We start from the raw sequence: 22,807 nt of genomic DNA on the forward strand, positions 1-22,807 counted from the left end.
TTGTCGGACTAGGCTTTTTGCCGCTGCTGCCGCACGAGGGTGAGGATGGTGAGGAGGATGCCGGCGAGGACGTCCACACCATAGTGGTAGCGCAGGTAGATGGTGGCGGCGATGGTGCCGGCGGTGAGCGGAGCACAGATGAGCGCCGCCGTGTGTTTGCCGTCGCGCCACAGGTAGGTGGTGATGTAGAGGGTGAGGGCGGTGTGCAGGCTGGGGAAGACGTCCATGCCGGTCACGCCGTCCTTGATGATGGCGATGAGCGGCGGCGCGATGATGCCGCCTGCGCCGCCGTCGGGATGGGTAGTGAAGGCAGGACCGGCAGCGGGCAGAAGAAAATAGCCAATGAAGCCCGCGCTGTAGAGGAAGATGAGACCGTTGAAATAGCGGCGCGCAGCCGGCATTGCCCGCGTGTAGGCGTACCAGGCGACGCTGCCGAGGACGATGGCGTAGAAGCTGAAATAGCAGGCGGCGAGCAGGTCGGTGAGGTGCGGGTGCGTTTCATAGCGGAAATAGGCGGGCAGGATGCGCCCGCCCCAGAGATGGCGGTCAATGGTGGTGAGCAGGGTGTCTGCGTGCCAGGGCAGGAGGTGGCGGTTGATGTCTTTCAGCAACGGGAAGACGAGCCAGGTGAGGAGGAAAAGATTGCTGCCCACCCAGTCGCTGCGGCGGTGATACGCCGTCCAGCCCCAAAAGATGAGGCAGGCGGCGAAGAGTGGCAGGCTGCCGCTGTCGGCAGCGCGGAGGGTGGCGCAGGCGGCAAGGGCGAGGATGACGGCAAGCAGGGCGAGGTGGAGATGGATAAGGGTGCGGTTCATGGGTGGTCAATGCGGTTCGGTGCGGCGGAAGATGCCGAGGTAGCGCAGGGCGTAGAGGGTAAAGGCGGCAGCGATGCAGGCGGTGGGGATGGCGTAGATGGTGATGAGGTTCGGCAGCAGCAGGGCGCCGAGGCAGCGGCTGATGCCGCCCGCAAGAATCAGGACGAGGGCGAGGCGGGTATCCGGATAGAAGCGCAGATCCAGCCCGCTGTGGCGCACGCCGGCGATGCTCATGATGACCAGCACCATCGCCAGCATGGCACTGATGGCGAGCAAATGCCGCGCCGGGCTGAAGAGCACGGGCAGGCCGAGCTGGGCGACGCCGAGCAGGGCATAGCCCGCGACCAGCGCCAGGCTGACGGCGTAGTGGGCGCGGACGTAGTGCGCGCGCAGCAGCATGAGGCTGTGCCATTCTTGCAGGCGGGCGGCAAAGGCAGCGGCGGTGGCGAGTGCCAGCCAGCCCTGGATGGGTTCAGCGGCACCGCAGGTGGCAACGGCGGCATAAAGGCCGAGGATGAGGGCGCTGATATTTTTGGTATAGGGATTGGGTAGGAAGGTCAGGGCGCTGTGACCGCCATCTTCCAGCGCCTGGTTGCCGATAGCACGGCCAACACGGAAGTTGACCAGCGCCACGGCGATGAGCATCACGTCCACCATGCGGTGCAGGATGTCGCCTGTGGGCCGCAGGCTGTAGGCAACGGCGCAGGTGGTGAGCAGGGTGAGGATGAGGATAAAACTGATGAGGCGGCTGTTACGGTTACGGATGACGCGCAGCGCGGTGTAAGCGGTGAGATAGAGCCAGAAAACGCCGCTGGTCCAGGCGGCAGGCGCGGGGTAAGGCAGGGCGACGAGGATGGCGGCCCAGAGGACGAGCAGGATGGTGCTGTGGTAGCGGCGCGGCGCAGGGTCGTCCGTCCAGGCAGGCAGGGCGGTCATGAGGAAACCGACAAAGCCCGCCCCGGCGCAGAGGTTCAGGAAGGCAAAAGCGTGCCAGTGCAGCGGATAAGCGGCGTGTGCGGGGGCAAGCAGGAGCGCCAGCCACGGCAGGAGGGCAACCCAGGCACCGAGACAGGCGAGCGGGAAGAAAAGGCGGAAGGGGTGTTCGCGGTTACGCAGGGTGAGGATGGGCATGGACTAGTCCTCTGTTGTGCCGTCGGGCAGTCCCAGCCATTTTAGGGGGATTTGGTCAAACAGATAATGGCAGCCGACGCTGTGGATGTAATCCAATGTATCGCGATACTTGGGTTTGTCGAACCATTCGGCATTCAGAACGTAAACGTATTCCACCCGCCAACCGAGTGTGTGTACTAGTTTGGTGTATTGCTTGCGCTTGAAATCACAGGTTTGCAGTTTTTCGTCAACGGAGCCTTCAACTTTTTGGTATTTAACTTCGATGATAAACAGAGTATCGCGCACAATGACGAAGAGGCCGTTATCGGGTTCCAGCCGCTTCGATAGGTGGTCTTGCCAGTTGATTTGGTAGCGTTTCAGGAAACGGTAGAACTCGCGCTTCTTGAAGCAGTGAGCCAACAGTTTTCCGGCAAACCAGACTTCGTATCCGGCGTTATCAGCGGTTTCGCGCAGTTCGTAGCCCGGAATGGCGGTAAAGAGTTGGCGTAGGTCTGCCTTTGCTTCGAATTGTAAACCAGTGCGGGTGTTTGCCCCGCCGATGCCGTCTTTAATCATGGTGTTTTATCCTTTGATTGGCCAGTTCGTAGTAGATGGAATCGCGTTCGCAGCCGCAGAAACGGCGGCCATGACGTACTGCGGCGACGCCAGTGGTGCCGCTGCCCATGAAGGGGTCGAAGATGAGGTCATCCGGATTGCTGGCGGCGCGGATGCAGCGTTCGACGAGTGCCAGCGGCTTTTGTGTCGGGTGTTTGCCGTATTGTTTTTCCGCACGTGGCGGTGGGGCAATTCGCCAGACGCTTTTCATTTGTTTGCCGTAGTTTTCGGCGCGCATGAGCTCGTAATGGTAGGTGTGGCGCGCTTTTTTGTGTTTTTTTGCCCAGAGCAGGGTTTCGGTAGCGTGGGTGAAATAACGGCAGCTCAGGTTCGGCGGCGGATTGGGCTTTTCCCAGGTGATGTTGTTCAGGATGTGGTAGCCGATGGTCTGCATGAGGTAGCCGATGAGATAGATGTTGTGCTGGGTGCCGCAGACCCAGATGGTGGCATCGGGGCGTAGCAGGGCATAGCACAGACGCAGCCATTCTTCGTAGGCCTCCATGTCGGCGGCAATGCCGCGTGATTTGTCCCAGTTCCCTTTGTTGACGGACACGGCCTGGCCGTTGTGGCAGGTGATGCCGTCGTTGGACAGGTAGTAGGGCGGATCCACAAAGATCATGTCGAAACGGCCCTGTGGGTGTTTGTCGAGGATGCGGCGCATGAGGTGCAGGGCGTCGGCGTTGTAGGTGATGTAGCCGGGGCCGTACTGTTTGTTCAGATTGCCGTAGGCTGCCGCTTCTTCAGCGAGGGTGAGGGGTTCAGGGAGCATAGATGGCGAGGATTTCCCCAACTTTTTGTCGGCTGGCGCCACTTGCGGCGATATTGCGCTGGACGTGGACGGTAGCGAGACGGGCATCGTGGTAGAGGGCACGGGTGTAAGCAGTGTCGTGGTTGGAGATGAGGATGCCGCGTGTGCGCGGGGCGATGATGCGGGCAGTGTCAGCGAGACGCTGTTGTTCGTCACGGTTGAAGCTGTCTTTGTGGTAGGCGGTGAATGAGGCGGTATCGCTGAGCGGGACGTAGGGCGGGTCGCAGTAGATGGTGTCGTCATTCGTCGCTTTGGCGAGAGCGTCATGGAAGTCGCCGCAACTGAGCTCGATACGTCCGGCTTTGCCGAGATAGGCCTGCATTTCTTTTTCGGGGAAGCAGGGGGCGCGATAGCGGCCGAAGGGGACGTTGTAGCCGCCTTTGCTGTTGTAGCGGCACAGGCCGTTGAAAGCGTGGCGGTTGAGGTAGATGAAGAGGGCGGCGCGTTCAGCGGGCTCGTGGCTGTCATTGAATTGCTCGCGCAGGGCGTAGTAGCGGCTTTCTTCGTTGTTATCCGGGATGAAGTAGCGGCGAGCGTAGTCGATAAAGCCCTGTTTTTCCTGTTTGAGGATGGTGTAAAGGGTGATGAGGTCGGGATTAGTGTCGTTGATGAGGTAGGCGTCGTAGTCGGTAGCGAGGGTGAGGGCGGCGGAACCGGCAAAGGGTTCGATGAGCCGCCCGCTGCGTTGCTGCGGCAGGTGGGAGGTGAGGAAGGGCACAAGCTTGTGCTTGCCGCCTGCCCATTTGAGGAAGGGTTTGCTTGACATGGTGTTCAGAAAGAGAGGGAGGGAATGGTGTGCATGTTGTCACGCCTGCTCGATGTACACCGTCTGCTCGATATGCTTGATGCGGTCGCGCAGGGCAGCGGCCTGTTCGAATTCGAGGTTTTTGGCGTGGGTGAGCATTTCTTTTTCGAGTTGTTTGATGAGTTTGGCGGCGGCTTTCGGGTCGGCGGGCATCGTTTCTTTGTCGCGTTCGCGGTGCGCTTTTTTGGCTTTGATGGCGACGTGCGCGCCTTCCATCACGTCGGTGATTTTTTTGCGGATGGTCTGCGGGGTGATGCCGTGCGCGGCGTTGTAGGCCTGCTGTTTTTCGCGGCGGCGGCTGGTTTCGTCCATCGCTGCCTGCATGGAGCGGGTGATGTGCGCCGCGTAGAGGATGGCTTTGCCTTTGGCGTTGCGCGCGGCGCGGCCGATGGTCTGGATGAGGGCGCGTTCGCCGCGCAGGAAGCCTTCTTTGTCGGCGTCGAAGATGGCGACCAGCGAGACTTCCGGCATGTCCAGCCCTTCGCGCAGCAGGTTGATGCCGACCAGGACGTCGAAGGTGCCGAGGCGCAGGTCGCGGATGATTTCCATGCGTTCGACGGTGCCGACGTCTGAGTGGATGTAGCGCACGCGCACGTCGTGTTCCATCAGGTAGTCGGTGAGGTCTTCCGCCATTTTTTTGGTGAGGGTGGTGATGAGGACGCGTTCGTCGGCAGCGACGCGGGTGCGGATTTCGCCGAGCACGTCTTCAACCTGGCTCTCTACCGGGCGGATTTCGACTTCGGGGTCGAGCAGGCCGGTCGGGCGCACGACTTGTTCGACGGTCTGGCCGCTGTGCTCGCGTTCGTAGTCGCCCGGTGTGGCCGAGATGTAGATGGTCTGCGGCGCGAGGGCTTCGAATTCTTCGAAGCGCAGCGGGCGGTTGTCCAGCGCGGATGGCAGGCGGAAACCGTAATCAACCAGGGTTTCTTTGCGCGAGCGGTCACCCCTGTACATGCCGTTTAGCTGCGGGATGGTCACGTGGCTTTCGTCAATCATCAGCAATGCGTCGGCAGGCAGGTAGTCGTGTAGGGTCGGCGGCGGTTCGCCCGCTTGTCGTCCGGAGAGGTAGCGCGAGTAGTTTTCGATGCCGGAGCAGTAGCCGAGTTCGTTCATCATTTCGAGGTCGAATCTTGTGCGCTGTTCGAGGCGCTGCGCTTCGACGAGTTTTTTCTGCTCAACGAGGGCGGCAACGCGTTCGCGCAGTTCTACCTTGATGAGTTCGATGGAGGCGAGGATGGTGTCGCGCGGTGTGGCGTAGTGGGTTTTCGGGTAGATGGTGACGCGCGGCACGGGGTCGAGCATTTCGCCGGTGAGCGGGTCGAAGTAGCGGATGTTTTCGATGGTGTCGTCGAAGAGTTCGATGCGCACTGCGTACCAGTCGGATTCGGCAGGCATGATGTCGATGGTGTCGCCTTTGCTGCGGAAGGTACCACGCGCGAGCTGGATGTCGTTGCGCGTGTATTGCAGTTCGGCAAGGTGGGCGTGTACGTCGTGCGGGTCAATGCGTTCGCCTCTGGAGAGGTGCAGGCGCATTTGCCGGTACTGGCTGGGGTCACCGAGGCCGTAGATGGAGGAGACGGAGGCGACGATGATGGTATCGCGCCGCTCCAGGATAGCTTTGGTGGCGGAAAGGCGCATCTGCTCGATGTGTTCGTTGATGGAGGCGTCTTTTTCGATGAAGGTGTCCGAAGCGGGGACGTAGGCTTCCGGCTGGTAGTAGTCGTAGTAGGAAACGAAGTATTCAACGGCGTTATGCGGGAAGAATTCGCGCATTTCGCCGTAGAGTTGCGCGGCGAGGGTTTTGTTCGGCGCGAGGATGAGCGCGGGGCGCTGCGCACGGGCGATGACGTTCGCCATGGTGAAGGTTTTGCCGGAGCCGGTCACGCCGAGCAGGGTCTGCTTGGCAAGGCCGTCTTCCAGCCCTTCGAGGAGTTGGGCGATGGCGGTCGGCTGGTCGCCGGAGGGCTGGTAGTTGCTGACGAGTTGGAAAAGGTCGCCGCTGGCGGCGGGTTTGGGGTCGCGCATGGTGTGGGGCAGGGAATGGGATTGGCGGGGGATTATACGAGGGCTGTGGGCGGGTTACCGCCAAGCGGGGAAAAGTCGCACTTCAGGCAGGTTGGTTTTCCCTAACCGAATAAATCGGCATGTCTGCCGAATTGTTTTGTGCGTAGCGGTCACAGCGCCATTAAATCCCCAGCTTTTTGAACAGGTCCTCGGCATTTTCTGCCGCAAGCAATTCTTCGCCGCGTTCGGCTTTGGTCAGGGTTTCTGCGGTTAATGGGTTGGGGGTCTCCGGCAATGTTGCCTTGCGTTTGCCTGGGCGCGTTTTGTCATGCACGAAGTGTAGTAAATCCGTCATATGGGTTCTCCGGGTGGTTTCTGAAGGGTGATTGCAGTCCAAAACGATATGTCTTCCAGGCAGTCAGTGTGCCTCATCCCAGTTGGCGCCGAGGCCGGTATCGACGATGAGCGGGATGCTCAGTTGTGCGGCATTTTCCATCAGTGTCCTGATTTGCGGGATGAGGGCGGCGCTGCTTTCCGGCGCGATTTCAAAGACGAGTTCGTCATGCACCTGCATGATCAGGTGCAGGTCGTCCCTGCTGCCGAGGGCGCGGTCGAGGTCGAGCATGGCGCGCTTGATGATGTCGGCGGCGCTGCCCTGCATCGGCGCGTTGATGGCGAGGCGTTCGCTGGCCTGCCGTCGTTGCGGGTTTTTGCTGTTGATGTCCGGCAGGTAGAGGCGGCGTCCCAGGAGGGTTTCGACGTAGCCCTGACGACGCGCGGTTTCGCGTGTCATTTCCATGTAGTCGCGCACTTTCGGGTAGCGCGCGAAGTAGGTGTCGATGTAGTCCGCCGCCTGACCGCGCGGGATGTTGAGCTGGCGGGCGAGGCCGAAGGCACTCATGCCGTAGATGAGGCCGAAGTTGATGGCTTTGGCGTCGCGGCGCTGTTCGCGGCTGACGGCATCCGGCGCGACGCCGAAGATTTCGGCGGCGGTGGCGCGGTGGATGTCGTCGCCTCTGGCAAAGGCGGCGAGCAGGCCGGGGTCGGCCGAGAGGTGCGCCATGATGCGCAGTTCGATTTGTGAGTAGTCGGCGGCCAGTATTTGCATGCCGTCGGCGGCGATGAAGGCCTGGCGGATGCGGCGGCCTTCGTCGCTGCGCGCCGGAATGTTTTGCAGGTTGGGGTCGCTCGATGAGAGGCGGCCGGTGCTGGTTACGGCCTGGTGGTAGCTGGTGTGGATGCGCCCCGTCTGCGGGTTCACCAGTTCGGGCAGGCGGTCGGTGTAGGTGCTTTTCAGTTTGGCGAGGCTGCGGTGTTCGAGGATGAGGCGCGGTAGTTCGGCGCCGTGGGTTTCGGCGAGTTCGGCCAGGGTTTCTTCGTCGGTGCTGGGCTGGCCTTTCGGGGTTTTACGGATGATGGGCAGGTTTTGTTGTTCGTAGAGGATTTTTTGCAGTTGTTTGGGTGAGCCGAGGTTGAAGGCTTCGCCCGCGAGGTCGTGCGCCTGTTGTTCGAGGGTGGCGAGGCGGTCGCTGATTTCGGCGCTGTGGGCGGCAAGCGCGGCAGGGTCGATGCGCACGCCGCGTTCTTCGATGCGGTAGAGCTGTTCGGCCAGCGGCAGTTCGAGGTCGCGGTAGAGGGCTGCAAGGCGCGGTGCGGCGGCGAGTTTGGGCGCAAGGTGTTCTTTCAGGCGCAGGGTGATGTCGGCGTCTTCGCAGGCGTAGTCGCTGGCGGCTTCCAGCGGGATTTGGTCGATGGTGAGTTGTTTGGCGCCTTTGCCGACGAGGTCTTCGTAGGTGGTGGTTTTGTGGTTGAGGTAGTAGTCGGCGAGATCGTCGAGGTTGTGGCGGGTGGCAGTGCTGTTGATGGTGTAGCTCATCAGCATGGTGTCGTCCGTGACGCCGCGCAGGGTGATGCCGGCGTGGGCGAGGATGTGGCGGTCGTATTTGTGGTGCTGGCCGGTTTTGGCGATGGCGGGGTTTTCGAGGATGGGTTTGAGGCGGGTGAGGGTGGCGTCCCAGGGCAGGTTTGCCGTGAGCTGGTGCGCGAGCGGCAGGTAGTACGCTTCGCCCGCCTGCACCGCGATGCTGATGCCGACGAGGCGGGCGCGCATGTAGTCGAGGCTGTCGGTTTCGGTGTCGAGTGCGAAGCCGCCTGCGAGTTGCGGCAGGAGGGCGTCGAGGTCTGCCAGGGTAGTGATGGCGCGGTAGTGGGTGGTGACAGTCGCGGGCGGCGCGGCAGGCGTAGTGGTGTTGAGGTATTGGGCTTTGATGCTGGCGAGTTCGTAGGTGTCGCAGAGGGCGGCGAGTTTGTCCGGCTGGCGCGGTTGCAGGGCGAGGTCGGCGATGGTGGTGCTGAGTTCGAGCCGGGTGTTGATGGTGGCGAGTTCACGCGCGAGGTGCAGGGTGGGGATGCCGGCACGCAGGTTGTCGCCGATTTTGCCGGGGATTTTGCTGGCGTTGTCGATGAGGTTGTCGATGTTGCCGTATTCGGCCAGCCATTTGGCGGCGGTTTTCGGCCCGACTTTGGGTATGCCGGGGATGTTGTCGGCACTGTCGCCGACGAGGGCGAGGTAGTCGATAACTTGGTCGGCGCGCAGGGCATCGACTTTGAAGCGCGCCGCCACGTCGTCGGCGGTGGTGATGGCGTTTTTCATGGTGTCGAGCAGGGTGATGTCGGCGTGGACGAGCAGTTGCGTCATGTCTTTGTCGCCGCTCGATATGACGACCTGGTAGTGCTGCGCCAGCGCCTGCATGGCGAGGGTGCCGATGACGTCGTCCGCTTCGACGCCGTCTTCGATGATGAGCGGGAAGCCGAGCGCTTCGATGAGGCGGTGCAGCGGCCCGATTTGCGCGCGCAGATCGTCCGGCATCGGCGGGCGGTGCGCTTTGTAGGCGGGGTAGAGGTCGTGGCGGAAGGTTTTGCCCTGAGCATCGAAGACGACGCCGATGTAGGCGGGTTGGTGGTCGTCGTAGAGTTTGGCCAGCATTTTGACGACGCCATGCAGGGCACCGGTGGGGTGGCCGTCGCGGGTGGTGAGCGGCGGCAGGCCGTGGAAGGCGCGGAAGAGGTAGGACGAGCCGTCCACGAGGACGACGAGGTGGTTCGGGTCGGGGTGTTGCATGGGTGTCCTTGGTTGTGATGCGGGCTTTGCGGCACAATGCGCGCTTTTCTGTTGCGCGGCGTTATAGGCGCTGGCAGCGGGTGTTGTCAATTTGTGAGAGGGCTATTTAATGAGTAAACGTCATCCGCCAAAGGATTTGCACGGCGAACGGCACGCGATGGATGGGGAAGCATGGCGGGTGTTCCGCATTATGTCGGAATTTGTGGAAGGTTTTGAGCGCCTCGCGGTGATTCCGCCGTCGGTAAGTATTTTCGGCTCGGCGCGCATCCCACCGGATCATCCGGTCTACCAGCAGACGCAGGAGATTGCGAAACGCCTGTCGGATGCGGGGTTCTCCGTAGTTTCCGGCGGTGGCCCCGGCGTGATGGAAGCGGCAAACAAGGGGGCGTATGCGGGTGAGAAGGGGCTATCGGTGGGGGTGAATATCGTGTTGCCGCATGAGCAGTCGTCAAACGAGTTTCAGGATATTTCGCTGCTGTTCAGCCATTTTTTTGCGCGCAAGGTGATGTTTGTGCGCTATGCCAACGCTTATGTGGTGATGCCGGGCGGCTTTGGCACGCTCGATGAGCTGGCGGAGATCCTGGTGCTGATTCAGACGGGGAAATCGCGCAAGATTCCGGTGATTCTCGTCGGCAGCGATTTCTGGCGCGGGCTGCTTGCCTGGATGGAAACAACGATGGTCGCCGGCGGGCTGATTACCGCCGAGGATATGGCGCTGGTGTCACTGGTCGATGACACGGAAGCGGTGATTCAGGTCATCCGCGATTTTTATGCAGATCGCGAGTTTGCCCCCAGCGCGGAGGAGGAGCATTTGCTGCGGCATTTGTGATGCCGTTGCGAAAGCCCGCTACAGCGGGCTTTTTTGCGGGCGGCGAAAGCGTGAGGTTTTCCCACTTGGTGAACCCTGTGTTTATGCCGCTTGACGGCATTGCTTCCAGGCTACGGTAAAGATTGCAAAAAGCAGGCTGTACCTGCTCGGTGAGCTAAAGCCTACCCTTGATACTTCGTACACGACAAAAAAACCTTCATCCCACATCCTCCTTGACCGCCAGTAAATCCATCACCTCACCGCCTGAACTCCAACAGCCTGATCCCCCTGAATAACACAGAAACCAGCCGGTCCAATCCCGCCCGGAATAAACTTTGCGCAGGTCTGCCATGCTTCTTCACCTTGATCGGTCGCCGTTTATCTTCTGCTTCCCCCGCGCGGCAGGACAGCACAAAGCCTATCGCCAGCACTGACATCAACCTGTCTATCTTCGCCGGTGCGGTCATATGTGTGTCTTCCAAGTTGAACCCTTTGCTTTTCAGGCTGCCAAACAGTGTCTCTATCTGCCAACGCTCGCCGTATGCTTCAATCCCCTTGCCCTCTTCACTGCAAACCACCGGCAGTTGCCCGTCGGTCAGACGGGTCGCCTCAAGATAGTGTTGTTGCCCATACAGCATCACCGGCCCCAATCTTTTCCCTTCACCTGTTTTCAGCGCCCGAAAGTGGCTATTCAACGCCTGCCTTGTGCCACCTTTTCCCGCTATCTGCGCGTTTTCCTTGCAGCGGATGCAGTAAGAAATCCCTGCTTGACGCAGATACGCCAGCCATCCATTGCCAATGAACTCCCGGTCAGCATAGAGGGTTTCGATATGGACTTCGGGAAAGGTCTCACGGAAAAGTTCCAGCAAAACCATTCGTTCGCCTGTGTTGGAGTTCCCCTTTTTATCCAGTGTTTCCCACAGTACCTGGATAGCGACACCACGCCAGACGACGGCCAGTACCAGGATGTTGATACAGGATTTGCTGTATTCCCATGTTGTGCGGTCGAGGGTGAGGCGGACGTTTTGCCAGCCGAAAACCGGGAAGACGAAGCGGGCTACCGGGTGGAGGGCTGGTAGCAGGAGACAGGGGAAAGGATTTGCAAGCGGTTGCTGATTGTGGCGCAAAGCTGCCTGCAGGTATGGCGGCTGCAAAGTGACCGGAGCGAAGCGGGGCGGCGGCTGTGTGAGTTTCTGATGCGGCTATCGGGCCGACAGACGAAGAAGGGGCGTGAGATTACCGCCCCTGCGCTTCTGGAAGGGATGCTTAGACTGTTGTCAGCACAGGAATTATTGGAGTTTATGACACCGGAAGAGATAAAGGGGGGCCGCATGGGTTGTTTAGGGTGGAGATGTGTAGATACCAATGGCCAAGCAGCATAAACACTGGACCAGCCAAGCGGCGGAAATACTGGGCTTGCCAAGCAACGAAAACATTGACTCCGCTAAGCATCCACGAGGGCGATTTTCTTGCCGTATGCGAAGGGAGGTTGGTATGAGATTTTACGCGCAGGTTTCAGGAATCGTGCTGCTGCACCCAACCAAGAAAGCGCTGATGTAGCGCGGCGAGTTGGCGATAAGTTGCGGGGATGCCGCTTTCGTTGTTGACGATGAAATTGGCGCGACGTAAGCGTTCTTCACGTGAAATTTGTGCGGCGATGATGGCGGCGATAGCGTCGCGCCTTTGCCGGTCACGCTGACTGCCGCGCGACAGCTGTGTGGCTGCGGAGACATCCACGACCAGGACAAGATCACAGAGTACATCCAGTTCGTTTTCCAATAACAGGGGAGCACTAAGCAAGCGGTAAGGTTTAGGCGGTGCAGCCTGCAATTGTTGCAGCAAGCGGCTATGAATGGCTGGCTGCATGATGGCATTCAGGCGGTTGCGGGCAGCATCGTTTACAAAGGCGCGCACCCGCAGCACACCACGGTTAAGATCGCCATCGGCGGTTAGAATATCGCGGCCAAATACGTCGGCCAGTTCCTGCAACAGCGGAGAGCCGCTAGCGACGACTTCCCGCGCAATGATATCGGCATCAATTACGGTAACAGAACGGGCGGCAAACCAGTCGCTACATAAAGTCTTGCCACTGGCTATGCCGCCCGTTAATCCGATAATCATGAATGCTAGAGGGACAGGCCGGTTACCGCTGCAATTCGTCCGCCATACATGAAAGTAAGCCAGCCGGCGATGGCTAGATAAGGACCAAAGGCCATCGGGATACTGCGGCCAATACGATTAATCATGGCAAAGATAAGCCCGGTCACTGCCGAGAAGAACAGAATAAACGGCAGCATGGCAATCCCCTGCCAGGCACAAAGCAGCGCCAGCAGTTTGAAATCACCATAGCCCATTCCTTCCTTACCGGTTATCAGGCGGAATACCCAATATACCGACCACAATGAAAGATAGCCAACAATGGCTCCAATCACACTGGTATGCAAACTGACAAAGAGACCACCCTGAATGCAGGCTGCCATAATACCAAGCCACATAAACGGCAAAGTTATCACATCAGGTAGTAGCTGTTTTTCCGCATCAATGAAAATCATGGCGAGCAGTGCCCATGTCAACAGCAGGGCAAAAATCAGTTGCCATGGATCGGGGTAACGCAGCACGACCAGAATACTCAGCACGCCGCACAGCAATTCCACCAATAAATAACGGATGGATATTTTTGTGCCACAGCCGACACAATGACCGCGTTGCAAGAGATAGCTCACGATAGGAATATTCTGCCAAAAACGAATGTGGGTACCGCAACTCGGACAATGCGACCCCGGAAACATCAGATTAAAGGTTTCTGTTATTTTGAAAGGATTATTGTCTCCACCTTCCGTTTCACCATGCAGGATCTCCCAAGCGTACATTTTCTCTTCACGCTCCATCATGACGGGTAGGCGATAGATAACGACGTTGAGAAAACTCCCAACCATCAAACCCCAAACGCCAATCAGCGCAATGCCGAAAGGCGTTTGGAAAAAAGCAGCGTCCAAAGACAGCATTAGAAAAGCGTTCCCAAATTGAAGATAGGCAGGTACATCGCGATAATCAAGCCGCCAATGACAACCGCCATGAATGCCATAATTGCCGGTTCGATCATGGCGGTCAGGTTATCAATACGCCAATCCAGCTCTTCTTCATAATAAGTTGCAACCCGGCCCAGCATCTCCCCCAAGTTACCGGATTCCTCACCGATAGCTGTCATTTGTACGGCAATCGTTGGGAATAAACCGGTATTTTTCATGGCAAAGCTCATTTGCTGACCGTTTTGCACGTCATCACGAATTTCATAAACCGCTCTTTCAAAGAGGACACTGCCGGTTGCTGGCGCCGTTGCCTGCAAGCCACGCATTAACGGGACACCGGCATTAAACAAAGTGGACATGGTACGGGCGAAACGGGCATTGGCGCCGCATTTCAAAATGCCACCGATAACGGGCGTTTTGAACATGACAATATTGGTTTTTTCCTGCAAGTTCTTATTACGCCGCTTCATATAGAAAAACAGGTAGCAGAAGAAGATGAAGGCAATAAAGAAGTAAATTCCTTTTTGCACCATAAAGTTGGACATTCCCACAACCATTTGCGTCAATCCCGGCAGCTCGCCGCCATTGGCAGAGAAGAATTCAGCAAATACAGGAACCACTTTGATTAGCAAAATTGCAGTTACTACGGCAGCAAATACCAAGACTATACATGGATATGTTAATGCTTTCTTTATTTTCTTCTTGGTAGCTTCACCTTTTTCCAGGTTCAGGGCAATATTGTCCATGGTAGATTCCAGCATACCAGCATCTTCACCGGCAGCAATCAAACTCGTATAAAGATCGTCAAACTGCAAGGGGTGTGCCCGCATCGCTTCTGCCAAAGTTGCACCGTTCTGAATACGTTCGTACAAATCAAAAACCATTTCCCGCATGGCCAAAGGCTTTTCAATACTTTCACCGACCAGATCCAAGGCGCGCAAAACCGGCATCCCTGCTCGCAGCATAGTCGCCATCTGGCGGGTAAAAAATAAAATATCCTTACTTTTAATTCTTCCTTTGGACTCAAACAGAGGTTTGGGTTTCTCTTTAACCGAGACGTTAACCAATCCCTGTTTGGCTAAAAATGCCTTCAATACAGCATCATTTTTAGCATCGTTTTCACCGGAAATTTCTTTTCCCAGTTTGTTTCTGCCTTTCCATTGATAGGTCTTTAGTTCTTTTTTCGTTTCCATGGTGACTCCTTAACTGTTAGTCTGTGGTGACGCGTAAAATTTCTTCAATACTGGTGAGGCCTTGGCGTACCTTATTAAGCGCAGATTGGCGCAAATCCCAGTATCCTTCTTTCTGGCATTGTTCGGCTATATCGGCGGCTGATGCATTGTGCAAGATCATTTCCGATAGTGATTCTGAAATGGGGACTACCTGATAAATACCTGCACGTCCGCGATACCCTTGATAACTGCAGCGCTCGCAGCCTTTGGGAGCATAAATACGCAAATCATCAATTTCATCTTCGGCAAATCCCAAAGCCACCAGTTCGTCATGGCTATGCCGACGATCGCGTATTTTGCAATTACCGCACAAGCGGCGAGTCAGACGTTGCGCCATGATCAGGTTGACGCTCGCCGCGATGTTATAGGACGGAATGCCAATATTAACGAGGCGGGCGATCGTTTGCGGCACGTCGTTGGTGTGCAGGGTGGAAAGCACCAAGTGTCCTGTCTGCGCCGCTTTTACAGCGATCTCACCCGTCACAATATCCCGGATTTCCCCGACCATAATGATATCGGGGTCTTGTCGCAGAAAAGCCTTGAGGGCAGCGGCGAAATCGAGTCCTGTTTTGGGATTGACGTTGACCTGATTGATACCGGGCAGGTTGATTTCCACCGGGTCTTCTGCAGTGGAGATATTAACGGTTGGCTTATTCAGGATAGACAGACCTGTATAGAGGGATACAGTTTTACCGGAACCCGTCGGACCGGTAACCAGTACCAATCCTTGCGGCTTGCTGATCGCATCCAGATAATGCTGTTTTTGATCGGGCTCAAAACCTAAAACATCAATATTCAGTTTTGCAGCCGAGCTATCCAAAATACGCAATACGATTTTTTCCCCCCACAAGGTAGGCAGTGAACTGACCCGGAAGTCGATCGCTTTGGTGTCAGATACCGGCAGTTTGATCCGGCCATCTTGCGGTACCCGCTTTTCCGCAATATCCAGGCTGGCCATAACTTTCAAGCGGGCGGTAATCCGGTTGGCGATATTGGGTGGCGGTGCGGCAACTTCCTGCAACACGCCATCCCGACGAAAACGGACCCGATAGCTGGTTTCATAGGGTTCAAAATGCAAGTCCGAGGCGCCCGTGCGAATGGCGTCCAGCAGCATACCTGAAACGAAACGTACCACTGGTGCTTCATCAGTACCATCGCCACCGGCTACGCCTGCTGCGCTGATGGCCTCGTTAATTTTTGCGGCGGAATCACTCGCGTCCCCGTCCTCAATGAGGATATCTTCCATACCGCCCACACCGGCATAGTGATCCTCGATGAGCGCTTCAATTACGCCCATATCGGCAATAATGGGTTCTACGGAAGTGAATTTTCCTTGATATTTGAATTCATCCAGCATCATGCGGTTGGATGGATCAAAAGTGGCAATAAACAGGCGGCCGCCTGCTGCGTAAAACGGTAGAGCCATATGTTTGCGGACAATGGCTTCTTTGAATTGTGCTGTTAATTCCCGGCGGATATCCATTTCCCGCAACATGACATAGGGAAGGTTATAGACTTCCCGGTTAATCCTCGATAGACGTGAACTGTCCAGCAATCCATCACTAAGTAATTGTTGGAGAAAATTGCCGCGTTTTTTCTGCACGCTAATCTGTACTTCTCTGATTTGCTCGGGGGTACAGATTTTGTGCTGCACTATATAACCAATTAAGGGATCATAATCGCTCATGCCATAACCTTCCTGTTGTCGCCTGCGAATGTTTTAAGAAAGTTGCCCAGCATTTGATGGCCGCATTCGGTCATAAACGATTCAGGGTGGAATTGCACACCTTCCATCAAGAGTGAGGGATGCCGCATTCCCATCACGACTTGCTGGTCACCATCGAAAGACCAGGCGGTCATCATGAAACCCTGCGGTAATTGCTGCGGCGGTACTGCTAATGAATGGTAGCGCACGACTTGCACGGGATTGGGCAAATCATGAAAAACCCCCTCGCCCTTATGGAAAACCGTTGAGGTTTTTCCGTGCATCACCATCGGTGCTCTTGTGACCGTGCCACCAAACACATACCCCATGCATTGGTGACCCAAGCACACGCCAAATATCGGAATTTTTCCGGCAAAGGCACGGATGATGGCGTTTGCCCCTTCCGCTTCAGCGGGGGAACAGGGGCCGGGGCCGATAACGATGTAATCGGGCGACAGTGTACGTGCTTGTTCCGGGGTAATTTCATCATTACGATAGACAACTGTCTCCTGCCCCAGTTCAGTAAAGTACTGTACGAGGTTATAAGTGAACGAATCGTAATTATCTACCATCAAAAGCACAGCAAAATCCCGCCCTATCTAAACAAATTGCAATTATAGCACCATCTTTTGTGCAAATGATACATATCGAACAGGAACCCGCCTTCATCTTGCACCGCCGTCCTTATAAGGAAAATCATTATTTAATTGACGTGTTTAGCGTGCATTATGGCTGTTTTCGCGCCAGTGTGCGCATCCCGCAGCAGCGAACGCACCGCCAGACCCATATTTATGCCCCTTTTCACTTATTAGCAGTATCAGGACAGCGTAAGGGGGAGCTTGCCTGTTTGTGGCAGGCGGAGATCCAGGGCAGTTTTATCCCGCCGATCGGTCAGCCTCTGCTAAACGCTCACTACCTGAACGAAATTCTTTTGGGCCTGTTGCCGATGGACGATCCTGCGCCGCAACTGTTTTATCAATATGCCCAAGCCCTGCAGTCTCCAGACGCCTCTGCGTTGCGCCGCTTTGAATACGCCTTGTTGATGCACTTGGGCTTGCTGCCGGAGATGCAGGGGCATGCACCTTATTATTCCCTGGATAGCAGCGGAGATACGGCGATACTGTGTGCCGCAGCGCAGGGCTATCGCCGTGAGATATTGCTGGGATTATTGCAGGGGGATCCTAATTGGTCCCATCCGGATACGCGACATTTATTACAGCAACTTGTGCATCTCTATAGTCAACGGCGCGGCAATACCCGTAAAACCACCATCGCGCTAAAACAGCTCCTGCAAAGGTAAGCGCTGGAAAGGCGCTCATCTTTCGCCAGGGTCAATGATTTATTCGTGGCCAATTTGCGGAATCGGGCTGTCATTGCCATCACCAATGAGCCCCGTTTTGAGATAAAGCGCCAGTTTGCTGCGGCTATCGCTGATGTCGAGATTGCGCATGGTCAGCTGGCCGATGCGGTCGGCGGGGGTAAATGCGGCATTTTCCACTTTTTCCATCGACAGACGTTCCGGCGCGTAAGAAAGGTTTGGCGATTCGGTATTGAGGATGGAATAGTCGTTGCCGCGACGCAGTTCGAGGGTAACTTCACCCGTGACGGCTTTAGCGACCCAGCGTTGCGCAGTTTCGCGCAGCATCAGTGCTTGCGGGTCGAACCAGCGACCCTGATAGAGCAGGCGACCGAGACGGATGCCGTTGATGCGGTACTGCTCAATCGTATCTTCGTTGTGGATGCCGGTGACGAGACGTTCATAGGCGATGTGCAACAGTGCCATGCCGGGCGCCTCGTAGATACCGCGTGATTTCGCTTCAATAATGCGATTTTCAATCTGGTCGCTCATGCCGAGGCCGTGACGCCCGCCGATGCGGTTAGCTTCCAGCATCAGCTCAACCGGATCGCTGTATTCGTGTCCATTCAGGGCGACCGGCACCCCTTCAGCGTAACGGATGCGCACTTCTTCCGGCGCGATGGCGACATCCTGCTGCCAGAAGGCTACGCCCATAATCGGCTCGACGATGCGGATGCCGCTGTTCAGATATTCCAGGTCTTTCGCTTCATGGGTGGCGCCGAGCAAATTAGAATCCGTGGAATACGCCTTTTCCGCACTCATCTTATAGTTGAAGCCGTTGGCGTTGAGGAACTGCGACATTTCTGTGCGACCGCCGAGTTCATCAATGAAGTCTTGATCCAGCCAGGGCTTATAGATTTTCAGACGCGGGTTGGTCAAAAGACCGTAGCGGTAGAAGCGTTCAATATCGTTACCTTTATACGTACTGCCGTCGCCCCAGATATGGACGCCGTCTTCCTGCATCGCAGCGACCAGCCTCGTGCCGGTCACGGCGCGGCCAAGCGGAGTAGTGTTGTAATAAATACTGCCGGCAGTGGTGATGTGGAAAGCGTTGCACTGGATAGCAGCGATACCTTCACGCACCAGCTGGGCACGACAATCCACCAGGCGTGCACGTTCAGCGCCAAAAGTGAGAGCCTTTTGCGGAATGGCGGCATAATCGCTTTCGTCGGGCTGACCGAGATTAGCGGTATAAGCATAAGGGCGTGCGCCTTTTTGCTTCATCCACAGCAAAGCGGTGGACGTATCCAGCCCGCCGGAAAAAGCGATGCCGACTTTTTCTCCGACGGGCAGGCGTTGCAGGATGGTTGCTTGGCTCATGAATTATTCCGGTAAAAAGACGAAAGGGCATTCTAGCACCACAAGGCACAGATGATAGAGCTAAAGCGTATAGCACATTATATATTCCCTATAATTACCTACTTTTTGAGGAAAAATCGTCATGAAAGAGAAGATTTTGGTCATTTTCTCCGGCAGACAAGATTCGACGACTTGCCTACTGCAAGCGATCGCGACGTATGGAGCGCCCCAAGTCGAGACAATAACCTTTTGCTACGGACAGTGACATGCCATCGAACTGGAATGCGCGCGTCGGATAGCCGCTGATTTGCAGGTACGACAAACCGTACTGGACATCCCTCAGCTGCAAGCCGTAACCCATAACGCGCTGATGGATGAAAACACCGCGATTACCCAAGGCGATGACGGCCTGCCGACCACCTTCGTGGACGGGCGCAACGCCCTGTTCCTCCTCTATGCGGCAATTTACGCCAAAGGGCGCGGTATCCGCCGCATCATGATTGGCGTATCGGAAGCAGATTTCTCCGCTACCCCGATTGCCGCGACATTTTCATCAAATCCATGAACGTCAGTCTGAGCTTGGCGATGGCCTACGACTTCCGCATCGAAAACACCGCTGATGAACCTCAAAAAAACGGAAGTCTGGGCGCTTGTCGACTAACTGGGGCGACTGGATTACGTCCGCGAATACAGCCACAGCTGCTATCGCGATGTGCGCGGAGGCTGCGGCGTATGCCCGGCCTGCGAACTGCGAGAACGCGGCTGGCGTGAATATCAGACTCTACGCTAGGCGCGGGGATAGGACCGTTACTGAGAACGTGTTCATAGTCTCTGCTGTAAACTACCGGTATGAACAGAAAAGCCTATCCAAGCGACATAAGTCGCACACAATTTGCCCCCTTCTCCCTCTCTTGGAAAGTGCCCGTAAACGCACAGCACCGCGCAAAGTGGATTTGTACGATGTCTTTTGCGCCATCCTCTATCTGCAGCGTACCGGCTGTTCCTGGCGTGCCTTATCGGGCGATTTCCCCAAATGGCGCACCGTTCATTCCTACTTCCAGAGATGGAGCAAACCCCGCGAAAACGGCATTAGCCTCCTTGAGGAAGCGTTAAAAAAATCAGGTGGCAGCAGCGCGCCGTAAGCAGGGACGCCATTAAGAAACCACTTTCCTGATTATTGATGCGCAGAGTGTGAAGAACACGGATACCGCCATGGAAAAAGGCTACGATGCGGGCAAGAAAGTGAGCGGTATCAAGCGGCATATAGCGGTTGACATGCAGGGTTTGCCGCATGCCCTTGCGGTGACGACGGCGGATGTTACGGATAGAAAAGGCTGCCTGCTAGCCTTGGAACGCGAGCGGGATAATCTTGGTGCGGTACAAAAAGTCCTTGCTGACGGTGGTTACACGGGTAAGGCATTTGCTTTATCGGTACAGGGGTTGATGGGTGCGGAGGTAGAGATTGCCAAGCGAAACGAATTGCACCGTTTTGCGGTATTGCCGAAACGATGGGTAGTAGAGCGCAGTTTTTCCTGGTTGGAAAAGAACAGACGGCTTTGGAAAAACTGCGAGCGTAAGTTGAGTACCAGTTTGCAAATGGTCGTTTTGGCTTTCTTAGGAGTCCTGCTACGAAGACTATGAACACGTTCTGAGAACCCACGACGTTGCCTCTAAGAACGTGTTCATAGTCTCCGTCTCTGCTGTAAGCTATGGGCATGAACAAAAAAGCCTACCCAAGCGATATAGTTAAATAGCAAAAAAACAGTAACCATCAAAATCATGACCTATCCAGCCCATATCCGTAAAAAAATCCTTGCAGAACTCGAAGATAGCACTTATCGCGAAGTGGCAGCCGGACACCGCATCAGCCCCAACACCCTTGCTACCTGGAAGAAACAGCCACAACCCAAAGGCAGCCGCCGTTCTACGCCTCGCCTTCTCACAGAAGAAGTCATCCGGCAAGACGTGGCTGAGCACCCTGATGACTATCAATGGGAAAGGGCTGCACGTTTGGGCTGCTCGCAAAACGGCATCTGCAAGGCGCTCAAGCGCTATCGTTTCACCGTTAAAAAAAAGACTTCCGCCACCGCAAGGCAGACGAAGAAAAACGCCGTGAATTCCTCGAAGTAAAAAGTGTCTATGAAGCACGCCTGCATCCATTCGTTTATATCGATGAAAGCGGCTTCAGAAAAGACATCTCCCGTCCTTACGGCTATGCACCACGCGGGCAAAAATGCGCAGGCGTATCCGGGATGGAGCAAGGCACAAACCAACGTTATAGGCGCCCTGTGTGGCACCGTGCCATTTGCTTTCACTGCCTTTGATTGCAGCATAGACAGCGATGTTTTTCATACATGGGCGACAGAAATACTGCTGCCGGAACTGCCCGCCTGCAGCGTGATCGTGATGGACAACGCCTCCTTCCACAAACGGCAGGACACGCTGGATGCATTGCAGGCTGAGGGACATACGGTGCTGTGGCTTCCGCCCTATAGCCCGGATTTCAACCCGATAGAGAAGACATGAGCATGGATCAAACGGTTGAGGAAACAATGGCGGTTGGCTGATGTGAATGCCCTGCTGTTTTGGTTCTTTACTCTCGTTACTCTTTATTAGCGATTCGATTATAACACTTCCTTTACCCAATATTTAGAGACATCACTAAATAAAGAAAGCCTCCGCATTAGATACGGAGGCTTGATAAGACCCTGACAGTGTCCTACTCTAACATGGGGAAACCCCACACTACCATCGGCGATACTGCGTTTCACTTCTGAGTTCGGCATGGGTTCAGGTGGTACCACAGCTCTATGACCGTCAGGAAAACCGGTTACATTCAATTATTAAACCGTTCTCTCTTATCTAAATTAAGAGAGCCATCATCTAAAACTTATTGAGCACTAAAAATAACTTGAGCGTTGTATGATCAAGTCTCACGATCAATTAGTACTCCTTAGCTGCATATATTACTACACTTCCACATGGAGCCTATCAACGTCGTAGTCTACAACGGATCTTTAGGAGACTTACAGTCTCAGGGAGATCTTATCTTGGGAGGGGCTTCCCGCTTAGATGCTTTCAGCGGTTATCCCTTCCGAACATAGCTACCCGGCTGTGCCACTGGCGTGACAACCGGTACACCAGAGGTTCGTCCATTCCGGTCCTCTCGTACTAAGAACAGCTTCCCTCAAATCTCCAACGCCCACGGCAGATAGGGACCGAACTGTCTCACGACGTTCTGAACCCAGCTCGCGTACCACTTTAAATGGCGAACAGCCATACCCTTGGGACCTGCTACAGCCCCAGGATGTGATGAGCCGACATCGAGGTGCCAAACTCCTCCGTCGATATGGACTCTTGGGAGGAATCAGCCTGTTATCCCCGGAGTACCTTTTATCCGTTGAGCGATGGCCCTTCCATTCAGAACCACCGGATCACTAAGACCTACTTTCGTATCTGCTCGACTTGTATGTCTCGCAGTTAAGCGGGCTTCTGCCTTTGCACTCTTGGTGCGATTTCCGACCGCACCGAGCCCACCTTCGCACTCCTCCGTTACTCTTTGGGAGGAGACCGCCCCAGTCAAACTATCCACCAGACACTGTCTGCAACCCGGATCACGGGTTAGCGTTAGAACATCAAAACAAGCAGGGTGGTATTTCAAGGATGGCTCCACAGAAACCAGAGTCTCTGCTTCTTAGCCTCCCACCTATCCTATGCAACTTGTTTCAATGTTCAGTGTCAAGCTATAGTGAAGGTTCACGGGGTCTTTCCGTCTTGCCGCGGGTACACTGCATCTTCACAGCGATTTCAACTTCACTGAGTCTCGGGTAGAGACAGCGCCGCCATCGTTACGCCATTCGTGCAGGTCGGAACTTACCCGACAAGGAATTTCGCTACCTTAGGACCGTTATAGTTACGGCCGCCGTTTACCGGGGCTTCGATCAAGAGCTTGCACCCCATCAATTAACCTTCCGGCACCGGGCAGGCGTCACACCCTATACGTCCACTTGCGTGTTTGCAGAGTGCTGTGTTTTTGTTAAACAGTCGCAGCGGCCTATTCTCTGCGGCCTCCAACAGCTATTCACCATCAGAGGCATAC

19 protein-coding genes, 2 rRNA genes and 2 pseudogenes (1 of these 23 only partly in view) are annotated in these 22,807 nt (G+C 55.8%); 6 read left to right on the forward strand and 17 right to left on the reverse strand.

Annotated elements, in window-relative coordinates; genetic code table 11:
• Positions 1 to 8: 8 nt before the first annotated feature.
• The 8 genes from DY250_RS11955 to polA form a co-directional block, all read right to left on the reverse strand.
• The gene (locus DY250_RS11955) at positions 9 to 815 is read right to left on the reverse strand and encodes a phosphatase PAP2 family protein (RefSeq protein WP_115612480.1); all 807 of its coding nucleotides are present in this window, start codon (positions 813 to 815) and stop codon (positions 9 to 11) included.
• Positions 816 to 821: 6 nt separating this feature from the next.
• Positions 822 to 1,946 (reverse strand): NnrS family protein, encoded by a 1,125-nt coding sequence (locus DY250_RS11960; protein WP_115612481.1) that lies wholly within the window; start codon positions 1,944 to 1,946, stop codon positions 822 to 824.
• Positions 1,947 to 1,949: 3 nt separating this feature from the next.
• Complete coding sequence (locus DY250_RS11965; protein WP_115612482.1) at positions 1,950 to 2,501, reverse strand: hypothetical protein; 552 nt, start codon at positions 2,499 to 2,501, stop codon at positions 1,950 to 1,952.
• Positions 2,494 to 3,309, reverse strand: a complete 816-nt coding sequence (locus tag DY250_RS11970; RefSeq protein ID WP_218565591.1) for a DNA-methyltransferase — start codon at positions 3,307 to 3,309, stop codon at positions 2,494 to 2,496. The genes DY250_RS11965 and DY250_RS11970 overlap by 8 nt, the downstream gene beginning before the upstream one ends.
• Positions 3,299 to 4,114, reverse strand: coding sequence for a DNA adenine methylase (locus DY250_RS11975; RefSeq protein ID WP_115612483.1), 816 nt, complete (start codon positions 4,112 to 4,114; stop codon positions 3,299 to 3,301). Before DY250_RS11975 ends, DY250_RS11970 begins: the two co-directional genes overlap by 11 nt.
• A 39-nt stretch (positions 4,115 to 4,153) precedes the next feature.
• Positions 4,154 to 6,178, reverse strand: a complete 2,025-nt coding sequence (uvrB, locus tag DY250_RS11980; RefSeq protein WP_115612484.1) for an excinuclease ABC subunit UvrB — start codon at positions 6,176 to 6,178, stop codon at positions 4,154 to 4,156.
• Positions 6,179 to 6,338: 160 nt separating this feature from the next.
• A complete protein-coding gene (locus tag DY250_RS14095; RefSeq protein WP_006984598.1) occupies positions 6,339 to 6,512 on the reverse strand; it encodes a hypothetical protein in 174 nt (57 codons plus the stop codon).
• Between the two features lie 63 nt (positions 6,513 to 6,575).
• On the reverse strand, positions 6,576 to 9,278 hold the full coding sequence (polA, locus tag DY250_RS11985; protein WP_115612485.1) for a DNA polymerase I: 2,703 nt from the start codon (positions 9,276 to 9,278) through the stop codon (positions 6,576 to 6,578).
• 109 nt (positions 9,279 to 9,387) lie between these two features.
• On the opposite strand from polA, the gene DY250_RS11990 reads away from it, so the two are divergent.
• Positions 9,388 to 10,107, forward strand: coding sequence for an LOG family protein (locus DY250_RS11990; RefSeq protein ID WP_115612486.1), 720 nt, complete (start codon positions 9,388 to 9,390; stop codon positions 10,105 to 10,107).
• 236 nt (positions 10,108 to 10,343) lie between these two features.
• Here DY250_RS11990 and DY250_RS11995 read toward each other — a convergent pair whose 3' ends face one another.
• The 6 genes from DY250_RS11995 to DY250_RS12025 all read right to left on the reverse strand — a co-directional run bounded on the left by DY250_RS11995 (position 10,344) and on the right by DY250_RS12025 (position 16,624).
• Complete coding sequence (locus tag DY250_RS11995) at positions 10,344 to 11,213, reverse strand: IS4 family transposase (RefSeq protein WP_172542366.1); 870 nt, start codon at positions 11,211 to 11,213, stop codon at positions 10,344 to 10,346.
• A gap of 388 nt (positions 11,214 to 11,601) precedes the next feature.
• Positions 11,602 to 12,207 carry a dephospho-CoA kinase gene (coaE, locus tag DY250_RS12005; RefSeq protein ID WP_115612489.1) on the reverse strand — a complete coding sequence of 202 codons (606 nt, stop codon included), beginning with the start codon at positions 12,205 to 12,207 and terminating at the stop codon, positions 11,602 to 11,604.
• Positions 12,208 to 12,212: 5 nt separating this feature from the next.
• Complete coding sequence (locus DY250_RS12010) at positions 12,213 to 13,091, reverse strand: prepilin peptidase (RefSeq protein WP_115612490.1); 879 nt, start codon at positions 13,089 to 13,091, stop codon at positions 12,213 to 12,215.
• Positions 13,091 to 14,308: a type II secretion system F family protein gene (locus DY250_RS12015; RefSeq protein ID WP_115612491.1), complete on the reverse strand. Its 1,218-nt coding sequence runs from the start codon at positions 14,306 to 14,308 to the stop codon at positions 13,091 to 13,093. Before DY250_RS12015 ends, DY250_RS12010 begins: the two co-directional genes overlap by 1 nt.
• Before the next feature lie 16 nt (positions 14,309 to 14,324).
• Positions 14,325 to 16,034 (reverse strand): type IV-A pilus assembly ATPase PilB, encoded by a 1,710-nt coding sequence (gene pilB / locus DY250_RS12020; RefSeq protein ID WP_115612492.1) that lies wholly within the window; start codon positions 16,032 to 16,034, stop codon positions 14,325 to 14,327.
• Positions 16,031 to 16,624, reverse strand: a complete 594-nt coding sequence (locus DY250_RS12025) for an anthranilate synthase component II (protein ID WP_172542368.1) — start codon at positions 16,622 to 16,624, stop codon at positions 16,031 to 16,033. Before DY250_RS12025 ends, pilB begins: the two co-directional genes overlap by 4 nt.
• 65 nt (positions 16,625 to 16,689) lie before the next feature.
• Between DY250_RS12025 and recO the strand changes: the two genes are divergently transcribed.
• The gene (recO, locus tag DY250_RS12030) at positions 16,690 to 17,352 is read left to right on the forward strand and encodes a DNA repair protein RecO (protein WP_115612494.1); all 663 of its coding nucleotides are present in this window, start codon (positions 16,690 to 16,692) and stop codon (positions 17,350 to 17,352) included.
• Positions 17,353 to 17,391: 39 nt separating this feature from the next.
• Here the strand turns inward: recO and argG are convergent, their stop codons facing one another.
• Positions 17,392 to 18,729, reverse strand: a complete 1,338-nt coding sequence (argG, locus tag DY250_RS12035) for an argininosuccinate synthase (protein WP_115612495.1) — start codon at positions 18,727 to 18,729, stop codon at positions 17,392 to 17,394.
• A 121-nt stretch (positions 18,730 to 18,850) separates the two neighbouring features.
• On the opposite strand from argG, the pseudogene queC reads away from it, so the two are divergent.
• From queC to DY250_RS12055, 4 genes and pseudogenes are all read left to right on the forward strand, one after another.
• Positions 18,851 to 19,498: pseudogene (gene queC, locus DY250_RS14975) on the forward strand (7-cyano-7-deazaguanine synthase QueC).
• Positions 19,499 to 19,557: 59 nt separating this feature from the next.
• A pseudogene (locus DY250_RS12045) lies at positions 19,558 to 20,349 on the forward strand (IS5 family transposase).
• Positions 20,350 to 20,487: 138 nt separating this feature from the next.
• A complete protein-coding gene (locus DY250_RS12050; RefSeq protein WP_115612496.1) occupies positions 20,488 to 20,838 on the forward strand; it encodes an IS630 transposase-related protein in 351 nt (116 codons plus the stop codon).
• 9 nt (positions 20,839 to 20,847) lie between these two features.
• Complete coding sequence (locus tag DY250_RS12055; RefSeq protein WP_115612497.1) at positions 20,848 to 21,234, forward strand: transposase; 387 nt, start codon at positions 20,848 to 20,850, stop codon at positions 21,232 to 21,234.
• 180 nt (positions 21,235 to 21,414) lie between these two features.
• Here the strand turns inward: DY250_RS12055 and rrf are convergent.
• Positions 21,415 to 21,530, reverse strand: a 5S ribosomal RNA gene (gene rrf, locus DY250_RS12060).
• Between the two features lie 100 nt (positions 21,531 to 21,630).
• A 23S ribosomal RNA gene (locus tag DY250_RS12065) occupies positions 21,631 to 22,807 on the reverse strand; it runs 1,682 nt beyond the window's last position.

It is taken from the genome of Cardiobacterium valvarum (assembly GCF_900460955.1).
GTDB lineage: Bacteria > Pseudomonadota > Gammaproteobacteria > Cardiobacteriales > Cardiobacteriaceae > Cardiobacterium > Cardiobacterium valvarum.

Coding starts and splice junctions, on each gene's coding strand:
- DY250_RS11955 (WP_115612480.1), bottom strand. CDS start 815: ATGAACCGCACCCTTATCCATCTCCACCTCGCCCTGCTTGCCGTCATC.
- DY250_RS11960 (WP_115612481.1), bottom strand. CDS start 1,946: ATGCCCATCCTCACCCTGCGTAACCGCGAACACCCCTTCCGCCTTTTC.
- DY250_RS11965 (WP_115612482.1), bottom strand. CDS start 2,501: ATGATTAAAGACGGCATCGGCGGGGCAAACACCCGCACTGGTTTACAA.
- DY250_RS11970 (WP_218565591.1), bottom strand. CDS start 3,309: ATGCTCCCTGAACCCCTCACCCTCGCTGAAGAAGCGGCAGCCTACGGC.
- DY250_RS11975 (WP_115612483.1), bottom strand. CDS start 4,114: ATGTCAAGCAAACCCTTCCTCAAATGGGCAGGCGGCAAGCACAAGCTT.
- uvrB (WP_115612484.1), bottom strand. CDS start 6,178: ATGCGCGACCCCAAACCCGCCGCCAGCGGCGACCTTTTCCAACTCGTC.
- DY250_RS14095 (WP_006984598.1), bottom strand. CDS start 6,512: ATGACGGATTTACTACACTTCGTGCATGACAAAACGCGCCCAGGCAAA.
- polA (WP_115612485.1), bottom strand. CDS start 9,278: ATGCAACACCCCGACCCGAACCACCTCGTCGTCCTCGTGGACGGCTCG.
- DY250_RS11990 (WP_115612486.1), top strand. CDS start 9,388: ATGAGTAAACGTCATCCGCCAAAGGATTTGCACGGCGAACGGCACGCG.
- coaE (WP_115612489.1), bottom strand. CDS start 12,207: ATGATTATCGGATTAACGGGCGGCATAGCCAGTGGCAAGACTTTATGT.
- DY250_RS12010 (WP_115612490.1), bottom strand. CDS start 13,091: ATGCTGTCTTTGGACGCTGCTTTTTTCCAAACGCCTTTCGGCATTGCG.
- DY250_RS12015 (WP_115612491.1), bottom strand. CDS start 14,308: ATGGAAACGAAAAAAGAACTAAAGACCTATCAATGGAAAGGCAGAAAC.
- pilB (WP_115612492.1), bottom strand. CDS start 16,034: ATGAGCGATTATGATCCCTTAATTGGTTATATAGTGCAGCACAAAATC.
- DY250_RS12025 (WP_172542368.1), bottom strand. CDS start 16,624: ATGGTAGATAATTACGATTCGTTCACTTATAACCTCGTACAGTACTTT.
- recO (WP_115612494.1), top strand. CDS start 16,690: ATGATACATATCGAACAGGAACCCGCCTTCATCTTGCACCGCCGTCCT.
- argG (WP_115612495.1), bottom strand. CDS start 18,729: ATGAGCCAAGCAACCATCCTGCAACGCCTGCCCGTCGGAGAAAAAGTC.
- DY250_RS12050 (WP_115612496.1), top strand. CDS start 20,488: ATGACCTATCCAGCCCATATCCGTAAAAAAATCCTTGCAGAACTCGAA.
- DY250_RS12055 (WP_115612497.1), top strand. CDS start 20,848: ATGAAGCACGCCTGCATCCATTCGTTTATATCGATGAAAGCGGCTTCA.